Origin of the sequence: Lysinibacillus sp. RC79 (genome assembly GCF_041262405.1) — a bacterium.
In the GTDB taxonomy this organism is placed as follows: domain Bacteria; phylum Bacillota; class Bacilli; order Bacillales_A; family Planococcaceae; genus Lysinibacillus.
Genome location: NZ_JBGCCD010000008.1, coordinates 36,943 through 59,771, shown reverse-complemented (window position 1 = coordinate 59,771; position 22,829 = coordinate 36,943). Strand labels below are relative to the sequence as shown.

Genomic DNA, 22,829 nt, shown 5'->3' with positions numbered 1-22,829 from the left:
GTGCAATATGAAGTAGTGTTGCCTGCTGCGGGAAGCGGAAAGCGAATGGGTGCAGGGCAAAATAAGTTATTTTTAAATCTTTTAGAAAAACCGATCCTCATACACACACTGGAGGTATTTCAACAGGATAGCCAGTGTACTGGTATTTGGCTTGCTGTGAAGCCAGAAGAGCGTGTATTTATTCAAGAAATGCTAGAGAGGTATGGAATTACTAAAGTTAAAGGTTTACCTGATGGTGGTGCAGAGCGACAGCATTCCGTCCATTCGTGCATGAAAGAAATGAAGCAGGTCGATATTGTGCTTGTGCATGATGCTGCGCGTCCATTTATTACGCATGACATTATTGCGAGTCTTGTGCAAAGTGCGCATGACTTTGGCGCTGCGATTGCAGGTGTTCGTGCGAAGGATACGATGAAAAAAGTACGCAATGGTGTTATTGAAGAGACTATTGATCGAGAAAGTTTATGGATGATTCAAACTCCACAAGCATTTCAATTTGATTTGATTGTAGAGGCAGAGGATGTAGCTGAGAAGGTAGGCTTCCTTGGCACGGATGAAGCAATGCTTGTTGAACGTCTCGGTCATGAGGTGCATATTGTAGAAAGCAGCTACGAGAATGTAAAGATGACGACGCAAGAGGATTTAGTTTTTGGTGAAGCGATATTGCGTAAACGTGCTTTGAATGCGAGTAGTTGAAGTGAGTCAATAGGTAAATGAAAAGGTAGCGGTTAGAGCAGCTAGACAAAATCCCGTAAAGAAGTAGCACTATAACTTCTTACGGGATTTTTATTTTAACTTCTTTCAGATTTTTTCTCTTCTTCTGCTTGACTATGGGCTGTTTCAGCAATGTTCTTAAATGCCTCAATTCCTCAAAATGTAAAGCTGTTAAGCAACTCTTTTTGCAGAGAAAATCCACTATTTCATAATACTCTTTAATTCCTCTATAAAAGCAGACCGTCTTGGGTAAGTTTGCAGTAAATCAGCAATTAACTGTTCTGCTTCTATGGCATAGCCAGCCTTACGCATAATATTGATAGAACGACAGACATCTTTATAATTTTTTCGATTAGTGGAAGATTGAGCATCGATAGTGATGGCGTCAATGAAGAGTGCACAAACTTCTTCATAGTACTGCTCTTTAATGAATTGATAATAGTCCTCTATTCGTGTTGGGTATTCTTTGCAATAGTCTAGAATACGTTTAGTTTGTTGTTCCTCTACAATAAGCCTTGCATATAAGCGCGAATTTGCAAGGTTATTTAATAATTCTTCTAGAACCTCCGGCCATTGTTCAGTAGAGTGAAGAGCTTTGAATTCCTTGTAAAAATCATAATCGCCTTGTTGTAATAGCTTTAAAGCTAATTCACGCATTTCTTCTGTATGCCCTAAATGCTGATGAGCTATAAAAGCATAGCGTTGCCACATGCTCACAATTCCTGGGAGTTGTTGATCTTGCTGGATCCCATCTGCTGTTAATTGTAATGTTTTTTCATATTCACCGTGGTTAATGGTAGATTGAATAAGTTGTTCACGCATATGGTAGTCCTCAATATGCTTTTCCAAAAATGCCTCTACTTCCTTACTACTGTATTTATTCTGTAATAAGTGAAGCTCAATCTGCTTTAACTCTTTATTAATATATTGTGCATTCCAATCATCTGATGTACTTTCCGTCGAATGAATAAGGGTTTTAAATTGCTCCTCAATCGCATCATCCACACAAAGAGGAACACAGGCATGGAGCAAATGAATACGACAGTCTACCCAGCCATCTAACTCGTGTTGCATTGCTTTTTGAATAACAAGTTCATATACTGTTCCATACTGCTCTTTTGACCAAAGACTAGCTCCTTCTTCAATCGCTTGACTAATTAATTCAAGACTTTCATTTATGGCATCACCGAAATGACCATCGGAATCATCACCATATTGTAGTGCCTCTAATGTGTATTGAAGGCACAGAAAACTAAGCTCAATAGCTGTAATATAATTCTCTTCGTCAATATGCTCCTTAGCGTGTTGAAGTGTTGAGTAGACACCTTTTAGCGCTTTCGATGCCTGATGACGTGGGATAAAACCGCTACGCCCCTCTTGCCCAGCTTTTAGATGCTGGACAATTATTTTTTTAGCGGCCTTTCCTATATCTGTTGGCTCCATTAGTCGCATTTCTAATTCTTGCAAAAAATTAGGGGAGTTCTTCCCAACTGTTAGAATTAGGCTTATTAAATCTTCTTTTGTTTGTGTTGTTAGCAATTGCTGTAATGTTGATTTTTTTGCTTTAGATAATCTAGATACTGATACAGGAGGATTGTTAAGCTGTTCGTTAATCGCGTATAGCACAGCGGCAATATGCTTGCAATCATCATCGTAAGGGCAGTCACAATTCGCATATGTAATATCGCCATTTGATGTGATGACGACATCTACAGTATACGGTTCAGTTCCTTCAACCTCTGCCTGCCAATTGCTATTGTCAATTTGCATAATATCAATGACATGATTTTTTACATAATAATCGTGCCCACGCTGTACAATTACTTTTTTAAACTGCTTTTCAAAAGTATTGATGTTCATTTTATTCCCGCCTTATCGTATTAGATTAATGCAAGCATAACAAAAAATACGAGGGAAATGAGAGCCCGATAGTATATAACTTTGTCGAGACACTCATTTCCTAGGAAATATGTTAAAATGTGAGGGTATAATATAGAGTAAATATAAAAGTGAAAGAAGGTGAATGAGACTGCCGTATGAGCTGAATAGACGCTTTTAAAGTCTGCATATTTTTTGAAGTAAATGGGCTTCAGGTGGTGGATTTTATTTATCTTATTAGACAGTCTCAAAATCATATGTTTCGAGTGGGACAAGGATTTGACGTGCATGCATTTGAAGAAGGGCGTCCATTAATTATTGGTGGTATAACAATTCCTCATGAAAAAGGGTTAGTAGGGCATTCGGATGCAGATGTTTTATTACATACTGTAACAGATGCAGCGTTAGGGGCTATTGGCGAGGGAGATATCGGTCGTCATTTCCCAGACACAGATCCTGCGTTCAAAGATGCTGATTCAGCGAAATTATTAGAGCATATTTGGAAGATTGTTGAGGACAAGGGTTATGTTCTAGGCAATGTGGATTGTACGATTATGGCACAACGTCCGAAAATGGCACCATATATTGAACAAATGCAAAATCGTATTGCTGAATTACTTCATGCAGAGCCTTCTCAAGTGAATGTTAAAGCGACAACAACTGAACGTTTAGGTTTTACAGGTCGCGAGGAAGGGATTGCGGCTATGGCGACAATCCTATTGATTAAGAAGTAAAAGCAGGCTCTCAGCGCTTTTATTTCCTGTAACAGAGTGGTAAAATGAACAAAGTCAATTTTTTGAACGAAAATTTAGGAGGCTTTTAATTATGGCGAAAGAAGTTCGTGTTCGTTACGCGCCATCCCCTACTGGTTTCTTACATATCGGTGGAGCGCGTACAGCGTTATTTAACTATTTATATGCAAAACATCATAACGGTAAATTCATCGTACGTATTGAGGATACAGATATTGAGCGTAATGTAGAGGGCGGAGAAGCATCTCAGCTAGATAACTTAAAATGGTTAGGTATTGAGTATGATGAGTCGATCGATATTGGTGGACCATATGCACCTTATCGCCAAATGGAGCGTCTTGATATTTATAAAGAGCACGCTGAAAAGCTATTAGAGCAAGGTCTAGCTTACAAATGCTTCTGTTCTTCTGAAAAATTAGAAGCGTCTCGTGAAGAACAAAAAGCACGAGGTGTTGCAGCTCCAACTTATGATGGTACTTGTCGTCATTTATCAGCGGAGGAAGTTGCGGCTAAAGAAGCTGCTGGTGAACAATATACAATTCGTATGCGCGTACCTGAAAATGTAACATATGAATTTGAAGATTTAGTACGTGGACAAGTAACATTTGAGTCAAAAGATATTGGTGACTGGGTACTTGTTAAAGCAAACGGTATCCCAACGTATAACTATGCGGTAGTGCTAGATGATCACTTTATGGAAATTTCACATGTATTCCGTGGCGAAGAGCATTTATCGAATACACCAAAACAAATGATGATTTTTGATGCATTCGGCTGGGAATATCCACGCTTTGGTCATATGACATTAATCATTAATGAAAACCGTAAAAAATTATCAAAACGTGATGAATCAATTATTCAATTCGTCACACAATATAAAGATTTAGGCTACCTACCTGAAGCGATGTTCAACTTCTTCGCATTACTTGGCTGGTCTCCTGAAGGGGAAGAAGAGATTTTCTCAAAAGAAGAATTTATTAAACTCTTTGACGAAAAACGTCTTTCAAAATCACCATCTATGTTCGATAAACAAAAGCTTACTTGGATGAATAACCAATACATTAAAAAACTATCTTTAGAAGAAGTAGTGGTATTATCTTTACCACACTTACAAAAAGCTGGTTTATTACCAGAAGAGTTAACAGAAGAAGAACGTGCATGGGCTACAGATTTAATCGCACTTTATCATGATCAAATGAGCTTTGGTTCTGAAATTGTAGAACTATCTCGCCTATTCTTTAACGATCATATTGAATATGATGAAGAAGCAAAAGCAGTTTTAGCTGGTGAGCAAGTACCTGAGGTAATGGCTGCATTTAAAGCACAGCTTGAAGGTTTAGAGGAATTTACGCCTGATACTGTCAAAGCGGCTATTAAAGCTGTTCAAAAAGAAACAGGTCACAAAGGTAAAAATCTATTTATGCCAATTCGTGTTGTAACGACGGGTGAAACGCATGGTCCAGAACTTCCTAACGCGATTTGCTTAATTGGCAAACAGAAAACAATTGATCGTGTAGAAAAATTCGCACAATAAGTAGAAAATGATTGACAATTTATTAGTTCGTTGTAAAATGTATTTAAATTGAGAAAGCGTTGATAAGGAGAAGTAAGTGACGCATGCTCTAAAGAGAGGACCATCACCGGCTGAAAGTGGTCTGAGCCTAGGCAAAACTGAAATGCACCTTTGAGCATAAAGCTGAACAAAAAGTAGGCTTTATCGATTCGTTCCCGTTACAGAACGTCCAGAGTGGGAGGCTTTCGCCTTCAATCAGAGTGGAACCGCGCATATTTAGCGTCTCTGTCATTCCTTTTTTAGGGATGATAGGGGCGCTTTTTTATTTTCCGGACATGTGACTTGAAGCGATGGATGCGCCGAATTCTGCTCGACTACTCTGCGGTGAAATCAACGTCAGCTATAGTATTTCAAAGGCCAGGGATGCAGTTGATTTGTATGGAATTTTCAAAGGATCAAAGCAGATCAAAATGAAAAGGGGGAGCTTTTTGTGTTTAAAAGAATGAAGGAAGATGTAGAAACAATTTTTGAGAATGATCCTGCAGCGCGTAGTGTACTCGAAGTTATACTAACATACTCAGGTCTGCACGCTACTTGGTCACATCGAGTTGCTCATTGGTTCTTTAAAAAGCGTTTTTATTTTATAGCCCGTACCATTTCACAAATTAGTCGCTTCTTTACTGGAATTGAAATTCATCCGGGAGCGAAAATTGGTCGACGCTTCTTTATTGACCATGGGATGGGCGTTGTAATTGGTGAAACATGTGAGATTGGTGATAATGTAACGTTGTATCAAGGTGTAACTTTAGGTGGTACAGGAAAAGAAAAGGGAAAACGCCATCCGACATTAGAGGATAATGTACTAGTTGCAACAGGTGCAAAAGTTTTAGGTTCTATTACTATTGGTGAAAATAGTAAAATTGGTGCAGGCTCAGTTGTTTTAAAAGAAGTGCCACCAAATGCTACAGTTGTCGGTATTCCTGGTAAAATAGTGATTAAGGATGGAGTTCGTCTAGAGAAAAAACTAGACCACCAAAATATACCTGACCCTGTAGAAGAACGTTGTCAAGCTTTCGAGAAGCAGATTGCAGCATTGAATCAGGAAATCGAACGCTTACAAAAGGAGAGAGAAACACAATGAGTATTCAAATTTTCAACTCATTAACACGACAAAAGGAAACTTTCGTACCGCTGGAAGAAGGCAAAGTAAAAATATACGTTTGTGGCCCGACAGTTTATAACTACATTCATATTGGGAATTCACGTCCTGTAATTGTCTACGATACAGTGCGTCGTTATTTCCAATACAAAGGCTACGATGTGAAATTTGTTTCAAATTTCACAGATGTTGACGACAAAATTATTAAGGCTGCTAATGAACTTGGAGAAGAAGTTCATGAATTAACGGAGCGCTTTATTGCCGCGTACTTTGAAGATGTTACAGCGCTAGGCTGCAAGAAAGCAGATGTACATCCACGCGTCACAGAGCATATGGATGATATCATTCAATTCATTCAAGTTTTAATCGATAAAGGCTATGCTTATGAGTCAGCTGGTGATGTGTATTATCGAACTCGTAAATTTAATGGTTACGGTAAATTATCTCACCAATCGGTGGATGATTTAAAAATTGGTGCTCGTATAGAAGCAGGCGAGAAAAAAGATGATGCGTTAGATTTCGCTCTTTGGAAAGCTGTGAAGCCAGGTGAAATTTACTGGGAAAGTCCTTGGGGCAAAGGACGTCCAGGTTGGCATATTGAATGCTCTGTAATGGCACGTGAGCATTTAGGAGATACTATTGATATTCATGCTGGTGGGCAAGATTTAACATTCCCGCATCATGAAAATGAAATTGCACAATCTGAAGCTCATAATGATAAAACATTTGCGCGTTATTGGATGCACAATGGGTATATTAATATTGATAATGAAAAAATGTCCAAATCCCTTGGTAATTTTATACTCGTTAATGATATTCGTAAACAAATTGACCCACAAGTTTTACGCTTCTTTATGCTTTCTGTGCATTATCGTCATCCGATTAACTTTGCGAAGGATTTAGTAGATGCAGCCGCAAATGGGTTAGAACGAATTCGTACTGCCTACAACAATGCGAAACACCGTTTAACAGCAACTGTGAGCTTAGGCGATCACTCAGAAGAATGGCTTGAAAAAATTGCTGAACAAAAAGCTTATTTTGAAGAAGCAATGGATGATGACTTTAATACAGCCAATGCCATTTCTGTATTGTTTGAATTAGCACGTATCGCAAATATTTATCTAAACGAAACGAATACTGATGAAAAAGTACTATTAAGTTTTACTGAAACTTTTGAGGTGTTAGGTGACGTCTTAGGTATTGAATTTGCAAAAGAAGAAGAGCTATTAGACGAAGAAATTGAAGCACTTTTACAGGAACGTGTAGAAGCACGTAAAAATCGTGATTTTGCTCGTTCGGATGAAATTCGTGACCATTTGCAAGCGCAAGGTATCATTTTAGAAGATACGCGACAAGGAACTAGATGGAAACGAGGGTAAGTAACTTGGATAAACTCCGCAACGAAGATGTTAAGCAATTAAATGCATTAGCGTTAGCCTATATGGGAGACGCAGTTTTAGAACAAAAGATACGAGAGCATTTGCTACGTGCTGGCCGTGTCAAACCTAACACGCTTCATAGAGAAGCGACACGTTACGTATCAGCGAAAGCTCAATCTATAATTGTACATCGAATGATGGATGAAGGCTTTTTAACAGAGGAGGAATTGGCTGTGTTCCGTCGTGGACGCAATGCCAAATCCGGTTCTGTGCCAAAAAATACAGATGTTCAAACATACCGTAATAGCTCAGGCTTTGAGGCTGTGCTTGGTAGTTTATATTTATTAAATGAATTAGAACGCGTTTATGCAATCATTGCATACGCTATTCAAATAATCGAGGAATCGAAAGGAGTGTCGAATTAATGGCAGAGCAAAATGGTGAAATTATTGCCGGTAAAAACCCAGTGTTAGAAGCACTTCGTTCAGGCCGCGATATGAATAAAGTATGGATTGCAGAAGGTGTGAAAAAATCAGGGGTGAATGAACTTCTAGATTTAGCACGAGAACGTGGAGTCATCGTTCAATTTGTCCCGAAAAAAAAGGTGGATCAATTATCAGATGCCAATCACCAAGGAATAGTTGCCTCTGTTGCAGCATATAGATATGCAGAGCTAGAGGATTTATTTGCTGCAGCGGCAAAAAAACAAGAAGATCCATTCTTTTTAATTTTAGATGAGCTAGAGGACCCGCATAATCTGGGCTCTATTATGCGAACTGCTGATGCGATAGGTGCGCATGGTATTATTATTCCGAAGCGCCGTTCTGTGAGTTTGACAGCTGTAGTGGCAAAGGCATCAACTGGCGCGATTGAGCATGTACCTGTTGTGCGTGTAAATAACCTAGCGCAGACGGTAGATGAGCTAAAAGAACGAGGGGTATGGATTGCAGGTACAGACGCCAAAGGTTCTGCAGACTATCGTAAAATGGATGCAACATTGCCACTTGCGATTATTATTGGTAGTGAAGGTAAAGGAATGGGCCGCTTATTAAAAGAGAAATGTGACTTTTTATATCATTTACCGATGGTTGGGCATGTCACATCACTAAATGCATCAGTAGCTGCTGCACTTTTAATGTACGAAGTGTATCGTAAACGTCAAGAAGCGAATGATTGACAATGAACAACATTTTGCTTGTTGATGGCTATAATATGATAGGAGCTTGGAAAGAGCTACGGCCATTACGAGATACGAATTTTGAAGATGCCCGTAGAAGATTAATTGAGCTTATGGCTGAGTATAAGGCAGCTATCGGGTGGCGCATAATTATAGTTTTTGACGCACATCTTGTATCGGGTGTGGAGCAAACTTATTTAGAAAATGATGTCGAAGTCATTTATACACGGAAAAACGAAACAGCAGATGAACGTATTGAAAAAATGACACACGAACTAAAAGCTAGAAATGTACAGATTCACGTAGCAACCTCTGATATGGCAGAGCAAAATGTTATTTTTGGTAATGGTGCTCTGCGAAAATCGGCAAGAGAGCTAGAAATTGATATGGGTATTATCCAGCATAAAATTTCTCATGATGTGAAACGAAAACAGGATAGCAAGCCGCCTTCTCGCATAGAGCTAAAGCCCGATGTTGCTTTGGCCTTCGAAAAATGGCGGCGTGGTTTGAAATGATTGATTGACGCATATTTTCCAATTCCGTTATACTGTTCCTAATTATCTGTTGTGGCTGAGGTGATACCATGTTTAAAAATAGTATTGTACAAGTGACACAAGATTTTGAACGATTCAATGATGAAGAACTTATTGAAATGGTGCATCAAGGTAATACAGATGCGTTGGATTATTTAATTACGAAATACCGTTTGTTAGTGAGAGCAAAGGCTAGATCTTATTTTTTAATTGGTGCAGATAAGGAAGACATTGTCCAGGAGGGCATGATTGGTTTATATAAAGCCATTCGCGATTTTAAAGGAGATAAGCTTGCTTCTTTTCGAGCTTTTGCTGAACTATGTATTACAAGACAGATTATTACGGCTATTAAAACAGCTACAAGACAAAAGCATATACCACTAAATTCTTACGTTTCTTTGGACAAGCCTATTTTTGATGAGGAGTCAGATCGTACATTAATGGATGTGTTAACCGGCGCTATTATGGATGATCCGGAAGAATTAATGATTCATAGAGAAGAATTTGACTACTTAGAAGAAAAGATGGGTGAGATTTTAAGTGAATTGGAGCTACAAGTGTTAGCCCTTTACTTAGATGGACAGTCTTATCATGAAATTTCCGCGAAATTAAATCGTCATGTGAAGTCTATTGACAATGCTTTGCAACGAGTAAAGCGTAAATTAGAGCGACATTTAGTTCTTGAAGAAATGTCTTAGCGGTTGTATGCCTTTATTGACATTGACAAATATAGGTGTTAGTCTTGAAAAGACAAAGTGCCGAAAAGGTGATTATATGGCAAAAAAAGTCGTTCTAAATTGCGAAAAATGCGGATCGAGAAATTATACGTTTCCAGCTAAGGAAGATTCAACCGTACGCCTCGAATTAAAGAAATTTTGCTCGCATTGCAATGAACATACAGTGCATAAACAAACGCTATAAAATAATATGTAAATAGACAGATATGATTGATTCGGAGGTTAGGCTAGAATGGGCAAGATTAAGGGCTTTTTCAGCAATGTAATGTCGGAAATGCGCAAAACAAGCTGGCCAAAAAGTAAAGAACTGACGAAATATACAGTCGTTGTAATTTCAACTGTTGTAATTATGGCTTTATTTTTTGTGTTAGTTGACTTAGGTATTTCATCATTATTCCGCTGGTACTTAGAGTTATAATTTAGTAAATAGCATGTTAATACTTCTGAAATAGCCCGTCATTACAATAAACGGGTTTTTTCGTTTGTTTTATCTTCATTCAGCAAATGTTTCTTGTAGCGAAAGCAAAGCGTCAGCTACAGGAGACTCCCACCTCAATAGGTGGTAAGATGAATGCAGATTTAATCTACTTTTCAGGGTGTCCAAACACCCGCTGAAATAGAGGAACTCAGTCTAAGAACGCCACGTCCTGTGGCAACGACTGAGTGACCAACTTCGTGTTGGCCTAAAGCCTCCGGCGGATGTCACGGATTTTTAAAGGAATGAATTGTGCAGGCACAATTCAAAATCTGGACACAATTACGCCAAGGCGAAATTGAAGAAGTAAACAGCAGTAAAATATTCTCAATATGATAAGTATGCTACTAGGATAGTATGAGGGTAGCAATAGATGACTATGCTAGATTAGGTATATATCATCGGGCTTTCGCTAGCTATTAGCGAAAGCTATGTTTTTCTAATGAGCAGTTTGTGAAAAGAGTAAAGGATGCATTTAGCATATCGCGATTCATTTTCACTTTTATTTGTAAGGGAGGGACGGACGAGAAGTCCTAGTAGTTATGGAGAAAAATTGGTATGTTGTTCATACGTATTCAGGATATGAGAACCGTGTAAAAGCAAACCTAGAGAAACGTGTAGAAACAATGGGTATGCAGGATAAGATTTTCCGTGTTATTGTGCCTGAACATGAAGAAACAGAAATGAAGGATGGGAAAAAGCGTACTATGATGCGTAAAGTTTTCCCTGGTTATGTTTTAGTAGAGCTAATTATGACAGATGATTCGTGGTATGTTGTACGTAATACGCCAGGTGTAACTGGCTTTATCGGTTCATCTGGTGGTGGTGCAAAGCCAACACCTTTGTTACCTGAAGAAGCGGATCGTCTACTTCAGCAAATGGGAATGACTGATAAAATTGTCGAGATTGATATTTCTGTTGGAGAAGCAGTAGAAGTATTAGAAGGGCCTTTTGCTCACTTCCAAGGACGTGTTGAAGAAATTGATACTGAAAAAGGAAAAGTGAAAGTTTCTGTCGATATGTTTGGTCGCGAAACAATTATGGAACTAGATTTTGAGCAAATACAAAAAATGTAGTTCTAGTAACTAAAGTGACATATGTATAAGATGTATGTCGCAGATTTTATTAATTACTACTTGCTTAAAAAAATTAAAAGTGGTATCATTTCTAGGTCAGATTGTCATACTTTGGTTTGACGTCTGTATTGATAATTTTAATGTTATCGGCACTTAGCTGACAGACAGATATTGAGTGGGAGGGGCAACCCAATTACCACATCACGGACTTAAGGAGGTGTGTCTCGTGGCTAAAAAAGTTATTAAAGTTGTTAAACTTCAAATCCCTGCTGGTAAAGCAAACCCAGCACCACCGGTTGGTCCTGCATTAGGTCAAGCGGGTGTGAACATCATGGGATTCTGTAAAGAATTCAATGCACGTACTGCAGACCAAGCTGGTCTTATTATTCCAGTTGAAATTTCAGTATTCGAAGATCGTTCATTCACTTTCATTACAAAAACTCCGCCTGCAGCAGTACTACTTAAAGTAGCAGCTGGTATCCAATCTGGATCTGGTGAACCAAATCGTAAAAAAGTGGCAACGGTTAAACGTGATAAAGTTCGCGAAATCGCTGAAACTAAAATGCCAGACCTTAACGCTGCTTCAGTAGAAGCTGCTATGTTAATGGTTGAAGGTACTGCACGAAGCATGGGTATTGTTATCGAAGACTAATCCCATTACTTGATGATGTATTTGTTTTTTGGAAGGTTGCGGAGTTTCTTTGTGAACGCGCAACCTTTATTCGTGGGAGGTAAAATCCGCTATAACCACAATCAAGGAGGAATTATATAATGGCTAAAAAAGGTAAAAAACTGCAAGATGCAGCAAAATTAATCGACCGTAATGCACTATACGGCGCTCAAGAAGCAATCGAACTTGCTCAAAAAACTAGCACAGTGAACTTCGACGCTACTGTAGAAGTTGCTTTCCGTCTAGGAATCGATACTCGTAAAAACGACCAACAAATCCGTGGTGCAGTAGTGTTACCAAACGGTACTGGTAAAACTCAACGCGTATTAGTATTCGCTAAAGGTGAAAAACTTAAAGAAGCTGAAGCAGCTGGTGCTGACTATGTAGGCGATGCAGAATACATCCAAAAAATCCAACAAGGTTGGTTTGATTTCGATGTAATCGTTGCAACTCCTGACATGATGGGTGAAGTTGGTAAACTTGGTCGTGTATTAGGACCTAAAGGTTTAATGCCAAACCCTAAAACTGGTACAGTTACTTTCGATGTAACAAAAGCTATCGCAGAAATTAAAGCTGGTAAAGTAGAATACCGTGCTGATAAAGCTGGTATCATCCACGCACCTATCGGTAAAGTTTCTTTCTCTACAGAAAAATTAGTAGAAAACTTCTTAACTGTATTTGATGTAGTGCAAAAAGCAAAACCTGCTGCATCTAAAGGTACTTACATGAAATCTGTAAACGTTACAACTACAATGGGTCCAGCTCTTAAAGTTGACGCTTCAAGCGTAGTAGTAAAATAATTAAAGTTTTTATGTAAATCTGTTGACGGCACTGTCTATCTATGATAAGATGGTTGCTGTTGTGAATCATCCATTTGTACCGTAGACAGTAGGAGTGACTTGTCACTTAATGATCCTACCGAGGACAGCGGAATTCGGATTCTTATTTTAAAGATGATGACTTTCAGCCTCTGTGTCTATTTGACCCAGAGGCTTTTCTTTTGTCGGTATAAATGACCCATTCTAATAGGAGGTGTCATCATGAGCAAAGTTATCGAAAACAAACAAGCACAAGTTCAAGAGATTACTGAGAAATTCCAAAATGCTGCTTCTGTAGTAGTTGTGGATTACCGTGGTCTTAACGTTGCGCAAGTAACTGAACTTCGTAAACAACTTCGTGAAGCTGGCGTTGAGTTCAAAGTTTACAAAAACACTTTAACACGTCGTGCTACTGAAGCTGTTGGTCTTGAAGGAATCAATGACGTATTAGTTGGTCCTAACGCAATTGCGTTCTCAAATGAAGATGTTGTAGCTCCTGCTAAAATCATCAACGAGTTCGCTAAGAAAAATGAAGCTTTAGAAATTAAAGCGGGTATTATTGAAGGTACAATCTCTTCTGTTGAAGATGTTAAAGCACTTGCAGAACTTCCATCACGCGAAGGTCTTCTTTCTATGCTTTTATCTGTACTTCAAGCTCCAGTGCGCAACTTCGCACTTGCAACAAAAGCTGTTGCAGAACAAAAAGAAGAACAAGGCGCGTAATTTCGTACGCACTATAACTTCTGCGGCATGATCCGCAACAATAAAACATTATCCAATTAGGAGGAAATTATAATGAATAAAGAGCAAATCTTAGAAGCTATCAAAGCTATGACGGTTCTTGAATTAAACGATTTAGTAAAAGCTATCGAAGAAGAATTCGGTGTAACAGCTGCTGCTCCTGTAGCAGTAGCAGGTGCTGCTGCTGGCGCTGTTGAAGAAAAAACAGAGTTTGACGTAGTATTAGCATCAGCTGGTGCTGAAAAAATCAAAGTGATCAAAGCGGTTCGTGAAATCACTGGTTTAGGTCTTAAAGAAGCTAAAGAAGTAGTAGATAACGCTCCTAAAGCTCTTAAAGAAGGTGTTTCTAAAGATGAAGCTGAACAAATCAAAGCTAAACTTGAAGAAGTTGGCGCATCTGTAGAAGTTAAGTAATCTCGCGTTACTTTTAAACAAAAGGAAAGCTCGTCATTGTGGCGAGCTTTTTTTCTTCATTCTGAGGAGGCGTGGAAATGTCAGATCACTATTATACGAGTAAGCCTCAAACTGAGAGTAAACCTCGTCACTGGACATTCAAGTTGTTAGGGCATACGTTTTCCTTTGAAACGGATGCAGGTGTATTTAGTAAAAGTGAAGTAGATTTTGGATCCCGTGTTTTAATAGATGCTTTTCAAATGCCTGATATTGATGGTGCGATTTTTGATGTGGGGTGTGGGTACGGACCAATCGGATTATCGATTGCCAAAACAAACCCAGACCGTACCGTTTTTATGATGGATATCAATGAACGTGCTGTTACACTCTCGCAAAAAAATGCGCAAGTAAACGGTGTTCAAAATGTACGGATATTTGTGAGTGACGGACTATCGAAGGTTGATAATGATGTAAACGCTGCAGCTATTTTAACCAATCCTCCAATTCGCGCAGGAAAGGAAACAATTTTCCGCTTTTACGATGGAGCTTATGATCAGTTAGTGTCATCTGGTGAGCTGTGGGTAGTCATACAGAAGAAGCAGGGTGCACCATCAACGGTAAGTTACTTAGAAGAAAAATTTTCTGAAGTCGATGTTGTGGAAAAGAAAAAAGGGTACTGGATAGTACGTGCGAAAAAATAAGTGAAATATGCATAAATTATTGACTTGACAAATCGGCTATGATAACATGATAAAATGCAAAAATATTATTTTGAGGTCGTATGCCCTTTTTGAATATGATTGTTATAATGTGGGTATACTTGCCAAGATAAGTTTAGTTAACCGAAAATGAGATCTTTTTGAAGACTCGTTTTCTTTTTGTCTTTCGAAATCATACACTATTTGTATGATTTTGCAAAGACCTAATATCGCTTTATTGAGGGGTGAATGAGTTGACAGGTCAACTAGTTCAGTATGGACAACACCGCCAGCGTAGAAGCTTTGCGCGTATTAACGAGGTGCTTGAGCTTCCAAATCTGATTGAGATTCAAACGGCGTCTTACGAGTGGTTCCTTGAAGAAGGTTTACGTGAAATGTTCCGTGACATTTCGCCGATCGAGGACTTTACAGGTAATCTTTCATTAGAATTCATCGATTATTCGTTAGGAGATCCTAAGTATGAAGTCGATGAGTGTAAAGAGCGAGATGTTACTTACGCAGCTCCATTACGTGTGAAAGTACGTCTTTACAACAAAGAAACAGACGAAGTGAAGGAACAGGATGTCTTCATGGGTGACTTCCCATTAATGACAGAGACAGGTACGTTCATTATCAATGGTGCTGAACGTGTTATCGTTTCACAATTAGTCCGTTCACCAAGTGTGTATTTCCATGATAAAACTGATAAAAACGGTAAGAAAGGTTTCGGAGCGACAGTTATTCCGAACCGTGGTGCATGGTTAGAATATGAAACTGACGCGAAAGATGTAGTATATGTGCGTATTGACCGTACTCGTAAGCTACCAGTAACTGTGTTACTTCGTGCGTTAGGCTTCGGTTCAGACCAAGAAATTATCGATATTATCGGTGATAACGAATATTTACGTAATACGTTAGAAAAGGATAACTCTGAAAGTACTGAAAAAGCACTTTTAGAAATCTATGAACGTTTACGTCCAGGTGAGCCACCAACAGTTGAAAGTGCGAAGAGTTTATTATACTCTCGTTTCTTCGATGCAAAACGCTATGATTTAGCGAATGTTGGTCGCTATAAAATGAATAAAAAGCTTCATATCAAAAATCGTTTATTTAACCAAACGATTGCTGAAACGCTTGTAGACCCAGAGACAGGCGAAATTTTAGTAGAGAAGGGTACAGTTCTTGACCGTCGTACTTTAGATAAAATCTTACCGTATCTAGAAGATACATCAAAAGGTATCGGTTACCGCACTTTATCACAAGTAGGTGGAGTGCTTGAAGATGACGTAACAATCCAGTCTATTAAAATTTATGCACCGAAAGATGAAGCGCAAAAAGAAATCAATATTATTAGTAATGCGTACATCGATGAAGAAGTGAAGAATGTTACACCTGCTGACGTATTATCTTCAGTAAGTTATTTCTTTAACTTACTTTACCAAGTAGGGGCAACAGATGATATTGACCATTTAGGTAACCGTCGTCTACGCTCTGTTGGTGAGCTTTTACAAAACCAATTCCGTATCGGTTTATCTCGTATGGAACGTGTAGTACGTGAGCGTATGTCTATTAACGATACAGCTGCTATCGTACCACAGCAATTAATTAATATTCGTCCGGTAATTGCGTCAATTAAAGAGTTCTTTGGTAGCTCTCAATTATCACAATTCATGGACCAAACAAACCCATTGGCAGAGTTAACGCATAAACGTCGTCTATCTGCATTAGGACCTGGTGGTTTAACACGTGAGCGTGCTGGTTTCGAAGTACGTGACGTTCACTATTCTCACTATGGTCGTATGTGTCCAATCGAGACACCAGAGGGTCCAAACATTGGTTTAATCAACTCATTATCTTCATTTGCCAAAGTAAATAAATTCGGATTCATTGAAACACCTTATCGTCGTATTGACCATGAAACAGGTAAAGTAACGGATCAAATTGATTATTTAACAGCTGATGAAGAAGATAACTACTATGTAGCACAAGCGAACTCACTATTAAATCCTGATGGTACATTTGCTAAAGACGAAGTAGTAGGTCGTTTCCGTGGGGATAATACAGTATTTAATAAATCGCAAATGGACTACATGGACGTATCTCCTAAACAAGTAGTTTCAGCAGCGACGGCATGTATCCCGTTCTTAGAAAACGATGACTCGAACCGTGCACTTATGGGTGCCAACATGCAACGTCAAGCAGTTCCTCTTCTTAACCCAGAAGCACCATTCGTTGGTACTGGTATGGAACACGTTGATGCGCGTGACTCAGGTGCGGCTGTAGTAGCGAAATATGATGGTATTGTTGAGCACGTTGAAGCTCGCTCTATCCGTGTTCGCCGTATTGAAGTCGTAGACGGTAAAGAGGTTAAAGGCGATTTAACAAAATATAAATTACAAAAATTCATTCGTTCTAACCAAGGTACTTCATACAACCAACGTCCGCTTGTAAAAGTTGGCGAACGTGTGAAACCTCGTGACATTTTAGCAGATGGTCCATCTATGGAAAATGGTGAACTTGCTCTTGGTCGTAACGTACTTGTTGCGTTCATGACTTGGAACGGCTTTAACTATGAGGATGCTGTTATCATGAGCGAACGCCTTGTAAAAGATGATGTTTATACATCTGTTCATATTGAAGAATATGAATCAGAGTCTCGTGATACAAAATTAGGACCTGAAGAAATCACTCGTGATATTCCAAACGTTGGGGAAGATGCGCTTCGTAACTTAGACGAACGTGGTATCATCCGCATCGGTGCAGAAGTCCGTGATGGTGACATTCTTGTAGGTAAAGTAACACCTAAAGGAGTTACAGAATTAACTGCTGAAGAACGCCTATTACATGCTATCTTCGGTGAAAAAGCTCGTGAAGTTCGTGATACTTCATTACGTGTACCACATGGTGCTGGCGGTATTATTCTTGACGTGAAAGTATTTAACCGTGAAGATGGCGATGAGTTGCCACCAGGTGTTAACCAATTAGTTCGTGCTTACATTGTTCAAAAACGTAAAATTCGCGTAGGGGACAAAATGGCCGGACGTCATGGTAACAAAGGGGTTATCTCTCGTATCTTACCGGAAGAGGATATGCCATTCATGCCAGACGGTACTCCTGTTGATATCATGTTAAACCCACTTGGCGTACCTTCTCGAATGAACATCGGACAAGTTTTAGAATTACACTTAGGTATGGCTTCTCGTTCCCTAGGCGTTCATATGGCAACTCCAGTATTTGATGGTGCCAACGAGGAAGATGTTTGGGAAACAATGGAAGAGGCGGGCATGAACCGTGATGGTAAAACAACTCTGTATGATGGGCGTTCAGGTGAACCATTCGATAACCGTGTATCAGTAGGGATCATGTACATGATCAAACTTGCTCACATGGTTGATGATAAACTTCACGCACGTTCAACTGGTCCTTACTCGCTTGTTACTCAACAGCCACTTGGTGGTAAAGCGCAGTTCGGTGGACAACGTTTTGGTGAGATGGAGGTATGGGCACTTGAAGCATACGGTGCTGCCTATACACTTCAAGAAATCTTAACAGTTAAATCCGATGACGTTGTTGGTCGTGTGAAGACGTACGAAGCAATCGTTAAAGGTGAAAGTGTACCAGAGCCAGGAGTTCCTGAATCATTCAAAGTATTGATTAAAGAGCTTCAATCACTTGGTATGGATGTGAAAATGTTAACGATCAATGATGAAGAGGTAGAGCTTCGCGACTTAGACGAAGAAGAAGATCTTCAACCAGCTGACGCACTTAACATTGCACCAAAACCAGAAACAGAAGAAGAGCCAGTAGAGTCTTTTGAATAATGGAAAACGTTAATTCGCATTCTTTGTGAACACGGTCAAAGTTATTTTTCAAATTAGTCGGGCAGGATTTAACGCCCTGTCCGGCTTTTTCTTTCAATAAATCATTCTATTTTTAATCTTTTGCTAAAGAAACATGATTCTTGCAAACGATTATCGAGCTGCGTAAAGAGTCTTTATAAAGACCTATACTAGAGGGAGGTAGGCTCCTTGATAGACGTTAATGAATTTGAATATATGAAAATCGGTTTAGCTTCTCCTGACAAGATTCGTTCTTGGTCATACGGTGAAGTTAAAAAACCTGAAACAATTAACTATCGTACATTAAAACCAGAAAAAGATGGTTTATTCTGTGAGCGTATTTTCGGTCCAACTAAGGACTGGGAGTGTCATTGTGGTAAATACAAACGTGTACGTTACAAAGGCGTAGTTTGTGATCGTTGTGGTGTTGAAGTAACACGTGCTAAAGTTCGTCGTGAACGCATGGGCCACATCGAATTAGCAGCACCAGTTTCTCATATCTGGTACTTCAAAGGTATTCCTAGCCGTATGGGTCTTATTTTAGATATGTCCCCACGTGCACTAGAAGAAGTAATTTACTTTGCATCTTACGTTGTAATCGAGCCAGGTGCTACAAACTTAGAAAGTAAACAATTGCTTTCTGAAAAAGAGTACCGTGCATATCGCGAAAAATTCGGAAACACATTCGAAGCAGCTATGGGTGCGGAAGCAATTAAGAAATTGCTAGGCAAAATTGATCTTGAAGATGAAACTCATTCTTTAAAAGAAGAGTTGAAATCAGCACAAGGTCAACGTCGTACACGAGCAATTAAACGTCTTGAAGTTGTTGAATCATTCCGTAACTCAGGTAACTCTCCTGAATGGATGATTTTAGATGTACTACCGGTTATACCACCAGAGCTTCGTCCAATGGTGCAATTAGATGGTGGTCGTTTTGCAACTTCTGACTTAAACGATTTATATCGTCGTGTAATCAACCGTAATAACCGTTTAAAACGTTTACTAGACCTTGGTGCTCCAAGTATCATCGTACAAAACGAAAAACGTATGTTACAAGAAGCTGTTGATGCATTAATCGATAACGGTCGTCGTGGTCGTCCTGTAACAGGTCCTGGTAACCGTCCATTAAAATCACTTTCACATATGCTGAAAGGTAAACAAGGCCGTTTCCGTCAAAACTTACTTGGTAAACGTGTTGACTATTCTGGTCGTTCGGTTATCGTAGTAGGTCCAAACTTAAAAATGTACCAATGCGGTCTACCAAAAGAAATGGCAATTGAGCTATTTAAGCCTTTCGTAATGAAAGAGTTAGTAGAACGTGGTCTTGCTCATAATATTAAATCTGCTAAACGTAAAATCGAGCGTTTAAACAACGATGTATGGGATGTTTTAGAAGATGTAATTCGTGAGCATCCAGTATTACTAAACCGTGCACCTACGCTTCACCGTCTTGGTATTCAAGCGTTTGAACCAACACTAGTTGAGGGTCGTGCTATTCGTCTTCACCCATTAGTATGTACAGCTTATAACGCTGACTTCGATGGTGACCAAATGGCGGTACACGTACCATTATCAGCAGAAGCACAAGCAGAAGCTCGTCTTCTAATGCTTGCTGCACAAAATATCCTGAACCCGAAAGATGGTAAACCAGTTGTAACACCATCTCAAGATATGGTATTAGGTAACTACTACTTAACACTTGAGCGTGAAACAGCTCGCGGCGAAGGAACAATTTTCTATGGGCCAAACGAAGTATTAATTGCATATGATACAGGTAATGTTCACTTGCATACTCGTATTGCGATAAAAGCAAGTTCGTTAAATAACCCAACATTTACTGAGGAACAAAATAATATGTTCCTATTAACGACTGTTGGTAAAGTAATCTTTAACGAAATCTTGCCTAAATCATTCCCATACATTAATGAGCCAACTGCATTCAACTTAGAACAAGAAACACCAGACAAGTACTTTGTTAAGTTAACAATTGATGAAGAAACGTTAAAAGAGCTTGAGGCAGATGCTGCTTATAATGGACTTGATGAAAAAGGTAAAGTTGATGCACAACGCACAGCTGTACTGCACAAACACTTTGCATCAGTACCAGTTGTAAACCCATTCCGTAAAAAATTCTTAGGTAATATCATTGCTGAAGTATTTAAACGTTTCCACATCACTGAAACATCTAAAATGCTTGACCGCATGAAGAACCTAGGATTCAAATATTCAACACGTGCTGGTATCACTGTAGGTGTATCTGACATCGTCGTATTACCAGACAAAGGCGAAATTTTAGCAGTAGCTCAAGAAAAAGTAGATAAAGTTCAAGCGCAATTCCGTCGTGGTTTCATCACGGAAGATGAGCGTTATGATCGCGTTATCTCAAGCTGGAGTGCTGCGAAAGATGAAATTCAATCGAAGCTGATGAAGTCGCTTGAGAAAACGAACCCAATCTTTATGATGTCTGACTCAGGTGCCCGTGGTAACGCATCTAACTTTACACAGTTAGCAGGTATGCGTGGTCTGATGGCCAACCCGGCTGGTCGTATCATCGAACTTCCAATTAAATCTTCATTCCGTGAAGGTTTAACGGTATTAGAGTACTTCATCTCTACTCACGGTGCTCGTAAAGGTCTTGCCGATACAGCCCTAAAAACTGCCGATTCAGGTTACTTAACACGTCGTCTTGTTGACGTAGCACAAGATGTTATCGTTCGTGAGGATGACTGTGGAACTGACCGTGGTTTAACAATTGGTGCGTTGATGGAAGGTACAGAGCTAATTGAAGCGTTAGATGAACGTATTATCGGTCGTCATACGAAGAAAACAATCTATCATCCAGAAACAAGCGAAGTGATTTTAGAAAAAGACGGATTAATCGACCAAGATATCGCTCGTATCATTATAGAGCTAGGTATTGAAGAAGTAACAATCCGTTCAGCATTCACATGTAATACAAAACATGGTGTATGTAAAAAATGTTACGGCATGAACTTAGCAACAGGTGAAGAGGTTGAAGTTGGAGAAGCAGTTGGTATTATTGCGGCTCAATCAATCGGTGAACCAGGTACACAATTAACAATGCGTACATTCCATACAGGTGGGGTTGCCGGGGATGATATTACACAAGGTCTTCCACGTATCCAAGAGATTTTTGAAGCACGTAATCCTAAAGGTCAATCAGTTATTACTGATATCGCAGGTACTGTTTCAGACATCACTGAAATCCGCGAAGGTCTAAAAGAGATTACAATTGAAGGTGAAGTAGAAACACGTAAATACGCAGCACCTTACAATGCTCGTCTAAAAGTACAAGAAGGCGACTTTGTAGAACGCGGTCAAGTATTAACAGAAGGTTCTATCGATCCAAAGCAATTGTTAAAAGTTAAAGACGTTTCAACAGTTCAAGAATACCTGTTAAAAGAAGTACAAAAAGTATACCGTATGCAAGGGGTAGAAATTGGAGACAAACATATCGAGGTAATGGTTCGCCAAATGCTTCGTAAAGTACGTGTAATTGAAGCTGGTGATACAGAATTATTACCAGGCTCATTACTAGATATTCACCAATTCTCAGAAGCAAATGTAGATGCTGTGTTAAATGGCAAAAACCCTGCAACTTGTCGTCCTGTTATCCTAGGTATTACAAAAGCGTCTCTTGAAACAGAATCATTCTTATCCGCTGCATCATTCCAAGAAACAACTCGTGTGTTAACGGATGCTGCTATTAAAGGAAAACGTGATGAACTTCTTGGTCTGAAGGAAAACGTAATTATCGGTAAACTTGTTCCTGCAGGTACTGGTATGCAACGTTACCGTCAAATCCGTATTGAAAAAGATGAGCTTGACACAGAAAACTTAGTTTCTGCTGAATAATCATTAAAATAAGTGCCGAAGAGATGTGTTTTTATCATCTCTTCGGGCTTTTTAAAGATATTAGTTGACAGTCGAAATTGGTAATGATAATATATTGAAGGTTGATAGTTAACTGTCTATACTTCGGAGGATATGAAAATGTCTTATGATAGAGTAAGGGATAGTCAAACAATCATAGGTACAAAGCAAGCAGTAAAAGCAATGCGAGCCGGTTCAGTGAAAGAACTTTTTGTGGCACTCGATACAGACAATTGGGTAACCGATTCGGCCATATCTTTCGCGAGAGAAATCGGTATACCAGTTATTCTTGTTGAGTCGAAAAAGGAACTGGGCAAGGCCTGTGGAATCCACGTTGGAGCTGCAGTAGTTGCGATTACTGTAGATTAGTTTTTGTGTATTAA

At 39.2% G+C, this 22,829-nt stretch carries 21 protein-coding genes and 2 other annotated features; of the genes, 20 read left to right on the top strand and 1 reads right to left on the bottom strand.

Annotated elements, in window-relative coordinates; genetic code table 11:
• Entirely contained in the window at positions 1-696 is a 696-nt protein-coding gene (gene ispD / locus ABH968_RS10080; protein ID WP_370044014.1) for a 2-C-methyl-D-erythritol 4-phosphate cytidylyltransferase, read from the top strand.
• Positions 697-915: 219 nt separating this feature from the next.
• On the opposite strand, the gene ABH968_RS10075 is transcribed toward ispD, so the two are convergent.
• Entirely contained in the window at positions 916-2,574 is a 1,659-nt protein-coding gene (locus tag ABH968_RS10075; protein ID WP_370043898.1) for an SWIM zinc finger family protein, read from the bottom strand.
• Positions 2,575-2,849: 275 nt separating this feature from the next.
• Between ABH968_RS10075 and ispF the strand changes: the two genes are divergently transcribed.
• The 19 genes from ispF to ABH968_RS09980 all read left to right on the top strand — a co-directional run bounded on the left by ispF (position 2,850) and on the right by ABH968_RS09980 (position 22,815).
• Positions 2,850-3,326, top strand: a complete 477-nt coding sequence (ispF, locus tag ABH968_RS10070) for a 2-C-methyl-D-erythritol 2,4-cyclodiphosphate synthase (RefSeq protein ID WP_370044013.1) — start codon at positions 2,850-2,852, stop codon at positions 3,324-3,326.
• Between the two features lie 91 nt (positions 3,327-3,417).
• The gene (gltX, locus tag ABH968_RS10065) at positions 3,418-4,878 is read left to right on the top strand and encodes a glutamate--tRNA ligase (protein WP_370043897.1); all 1,461 of its coding nucleotides are present in this window, start codon (positions 3,418-3,420) and stop codon (positions 4,876-4,878) included.
• 50 nt (positions 4,879-4,928) lie between these two features.
• Positions 4,929-5,147: a binding site (T-box leader), on the top strand.
• A 200-nt stretch (positions 5,148-5,347) separates the two neighbouring features.
• Positions 5,348-5,998 carry a serine O-acetyltransferase EpsC gene (gene epsC / locus ABH968_RS10060; protein ID WP_370043896.1) on the top strand — a complete coding sequence of 217 codons (651 nt, stop codon included), beginning with the start codon at positions 5,348-5,350 and terminating at the stop codon, positions 5,996-5,998.
• Positions 5,995-7,395, top strand: coding sequence for a cysteine--tRNA ligase (gene cysS, locus ABH968_RS10055; protein ID WP_370043895.1), 1,401 nt, complete (start codon positions 5,995-5,997; stop codon positions 7,393-7,395). Before epsC ends, cysS begins: the two co-directional genes overlap by 4 nt.
• Positions 7,396-7,400: 5 nt before the next feature.
• Positions 7,401-7,820: a Mini-ribonuclease 3 gene (locus ABH968_RS10050; RefSeq protein WP_483308122.1), complete on the top strand. Its 420-nt coding sequence runs from the start codon at positions 7,401-7,403 to the stop codon at positions 7,818-7,820.
• Positions 7,820-8,572 (top strand): 23S rRNA (guanosine(2251)-2'-O)-methyltransferase RlmB, encoded by a 753-nt coding sequence (rlmB, locus tag ABH968_RS10045; RefSeq protein WP_053482828.1) that lies wholly within the window; start codon positions 7,820-7,822, stop codon positions 8,570-8,572. Before ABH968_RS10050 ends, rlmB begins: the two co-directional genes overlap by 1 nt.
• Positions 8,573-8,574: 2 nt before the next feature.
• On the top strand, positions 8,575-9,087 hold the full coding sequence (locus tag ABH968_RS10040) for an NYN domain-containing protein (RefSeq protein WP_370044012.1): 513 nt from the start codon (positions 8,575-8,577) through the stop codon (positions 9,085-9,087).
• Positions 9,088-9,155: 68 nt separating this feature from the next.
• Entirely contained in the window at positions 9,156-9,803 is a 648-nt protein-coding gene (gene sigH, locus ABH968_RS10035; protein ID WP_370043893.1) for an RNA polymerase sporulation sigma factor SigH, read from the top strand.
• 7 nt (positions 9,804-9,810) lie between these two features.
• A complete protein-coding gene (gene rpmG, locus ABH968_RS10030) occupies positions 9,811-10,026 on the top strand; it encodes a 50S ribosomal protein L33 (RefSeq protein ID WP_370044011.1) in 216 nt (71 codons plus the stop codon).
• 48 nt (positions 10,027-10,074) lie between these two features.
• Entirely contained in the window at positions 10,075-10,260 is a 186-nt protein-coding gene (secE, locus tag ABH968_RS10025) for a preprotein translocase subunit SecE (RefSeq protein WP_053596042.1), read from the top strand.
• A 599-nt stretch (positions 10,261-10,859) separates the two neighbouring features.
• Entirely contained in the window at positions 10,860-11,393 is a 534-nt protein-coding gene (gene nusG / locus ABH968_RS10020; protein ID WP_049662801.1) for a transcription termination/antitermination protein NusG, read from the top strand.
• A 226-nt stretch (positions 11,394-11,619) separates the two neighbouring features.
• Positions 11,620-12,045 (top strand): 50S ribosomal protein L11, encoded by a 426-nt coding sequence (rplK, locus tag ABH968_RS10015; protein WP_004233593.1) that lies wholly within the window; start codon positions 11,620-11,622, stop codon positions 12,043-12,045.
• A 119-nt stretch (positions 12,046-12,164) separates the two neighbouring features.
• Positions 12,165-12,863: a 50S ribosomal protein L1 gene (rplA, locus tag ABH968_RS10010; protein WP_370043892.1), complete on the top strand. Its 699-nt coding sequence runs from the start codon at positions 12,165-12,167 to the stop codon at positions 12,861-12,863.
• 61 nt (positions 12,864-12,924) lie between these two features.
• Positions 12,925-13,071, top strand: a sequence feature (ribosomal protein L10 leader region).
• 32 nt (positions 13,072-13,103) lie between these two features.
• Complete coding sequence (gene rplJ / locus ABH968_RS10005; protein WP_134022296.1) at positions 13,104-13,604, top strand: 50S ribosomal protein L10; 501 nt, start codon at positions 13,104-13,106, stop codon at positions 13,602-13,604.
• A 72-nt stretch (positions 13,605-13,676) separates the two neighbouring features.
• Complete coding sequence (rplL, locus tag ABH968_RS10000; RefSeq protein WP_370043891.1) at positions 13,677-14,036, top strand: 50S ribosomal protein L7/L12; 360 nt, start codon at positions 13,677-13,679, stop codon at positions 14,034-14,036.
• Between the two features lie 77 nt (positions 14,037-14,113).
• Complete coding sequence (locus ABH968_RS09995) at positions 14,114-14,716, top strand: class I SAM-dependent methyltransferase (protein ID WP_370043890.1); 603 nt, start codon at positions 14,114-14,116, stop codon at positions 14,714-14,716.
• Positions 14,717-14,958: 242 nt separating this feature from the next.
• Complete coding sequence (gene rpoB, locus ABH968_RS09990) at positions 14,959-18,534, top strand: DNA-directed RNA polymerase subunit beta (protein ID WP_370043889.1); 3,576 nt, start codon at positions 14,959-14,961, stop codon at positions 18,532-18,534.
• A 207-nt stretch (positions 18,535-18,741) separates the two neighbouring features.
• On the top strand, positions 18,742-22,428 hold the full coding sequence (rpoC, locus tag ABH968_RS09985; RefSeq protein WP_370043888.1) for a DNA-directed RNA polymerase subunit beta': 3,687 nt from the start codon (positions 18,742-18,744) through the stop codon (positions 22,426-22,428).
• Positions 22,429-22,566: 138 nt separating this feature from the next.
• The gene (locus ABH968_RS09980; protein ID WP_370043887.1) at positions 22,567-22,815 is read left to right on the top strand and encodes a ribosomal L7Ae/L30e/S12e/Gadd45 family protein; all 249 of its coding nucleotides are present in this window, start codon (positions 22,567-22,569) and stop codon (positions 22,813-22,815) included.
• Positions 22,816-22,829 lie beyond the last annotated feature (14 nt).

What these genes read in the sequence shown, in the direction of transcription:
- ABH968_RS10075 (WP_370043898.1), bottom strand. Translation starts at nt 2,574, where the DNA reads ATGAACATCAATACTTTTGAAAAGCAGTTTAAAAAAGTAATTGTACAG.
- ispF (WP_370044013.1), top strand. Translation starts at nt 2,850, where the DNA reads ATGTTTCGAGTGGGACAAGGATTTGACGTGCATGCATTTGAAGAAGGG.
- gltX (WP_370043897.1), top strand. Translation starts at nt 3,418, where the DNA reads ATGGCGAAAGAAGTTCGTGTTCGTTACGCGCCATCCCCTACTGGTTTC.
- cysS (WP_370043895.1), top strand. Translation starts at nt 5,995, where the DNA reads ATGAGTATTCAAATTTTCAACTCATTAACACGACAAAAGGAAACTTTC.
- rlmB (WP_053482828.1), top strand. Translation starts at nt 7,820, where the DNA reads ATGGCAGAGCAAAATGGTGAAATTATTGCCGGTAAAAACCCAGTGTTA.
- ABH968_RS10040 (WP_370044012.1), top strand. Translation starts at nt 8,575, where the DNA reads ATGAACAACATTTTGCTTGTTGATGGCTATAATATGATAGGAGCTTGG.
- sigH (WP_370043893.1), top strand. Translation starts at nt 9,156, where the DNA reads ATGTTTAAAAATAGTATTGTACAAGTGACACAAGATTTTGAACGATTC.
- rpmG (WP_370044011.1), top strand. Translation starts at nt 9,811, where the DNA reads ATGCCTTTATTGACATTGACAAATATAGGTGTTAGTCTTGAAAAGACA.
- secE (WP_053596042.1), top strand. Translation starts at nt 10,075, where the DNA reads ATGGGCAAGATTAAGGGCTTTTTCAGCAATGTAATGTCGGAAATGCGC.
- nusG (WP_049662801.1), top strand. Translation starts at nt 10,860, where the DNA reads ATGGAGAAAAATTGGTATGTTGTTCATACGTATTCAGGATATGAGAAC.
- rplA (WP_370043892.1), top strand. Translation starts at nt 12,165, where the DNA reads ATGGCTAAAAAAGGTAAAAAACTGCAAGATGCAGCAAAATTAATCGAC.
- rplJ (WP_134022296.1), top strand. Translation starts at nt 13,104, where the DNA reads ATGAGCAAAGTTATCGAAAACAAACAAGCACAAGTTCAAGAGATTACT.
- rplL (WP_370043891.1), top strand. Translation starts at nt 13,677, where the DNA reads ATGAATAAAGAGCAAATCTTAGAAGCTATCAAAGCTATGACGGTTCTT.
- ABH968_RS09995 (WP_370043890.1), top strand. Translation starts at nt 14,114, where the DNA reads ATGTCAGATCACTATTATACGAGTAAGCCTCAAACTGAGAGTAAACCT.
- ABH968_RS09980 (WP_370043887.1), top strand. Translation starts at nt 22,567, where the DNA reads ATGTCTTATGATAGAGTAAGGGATAGTCAAACAATCATAGGTACAAAG.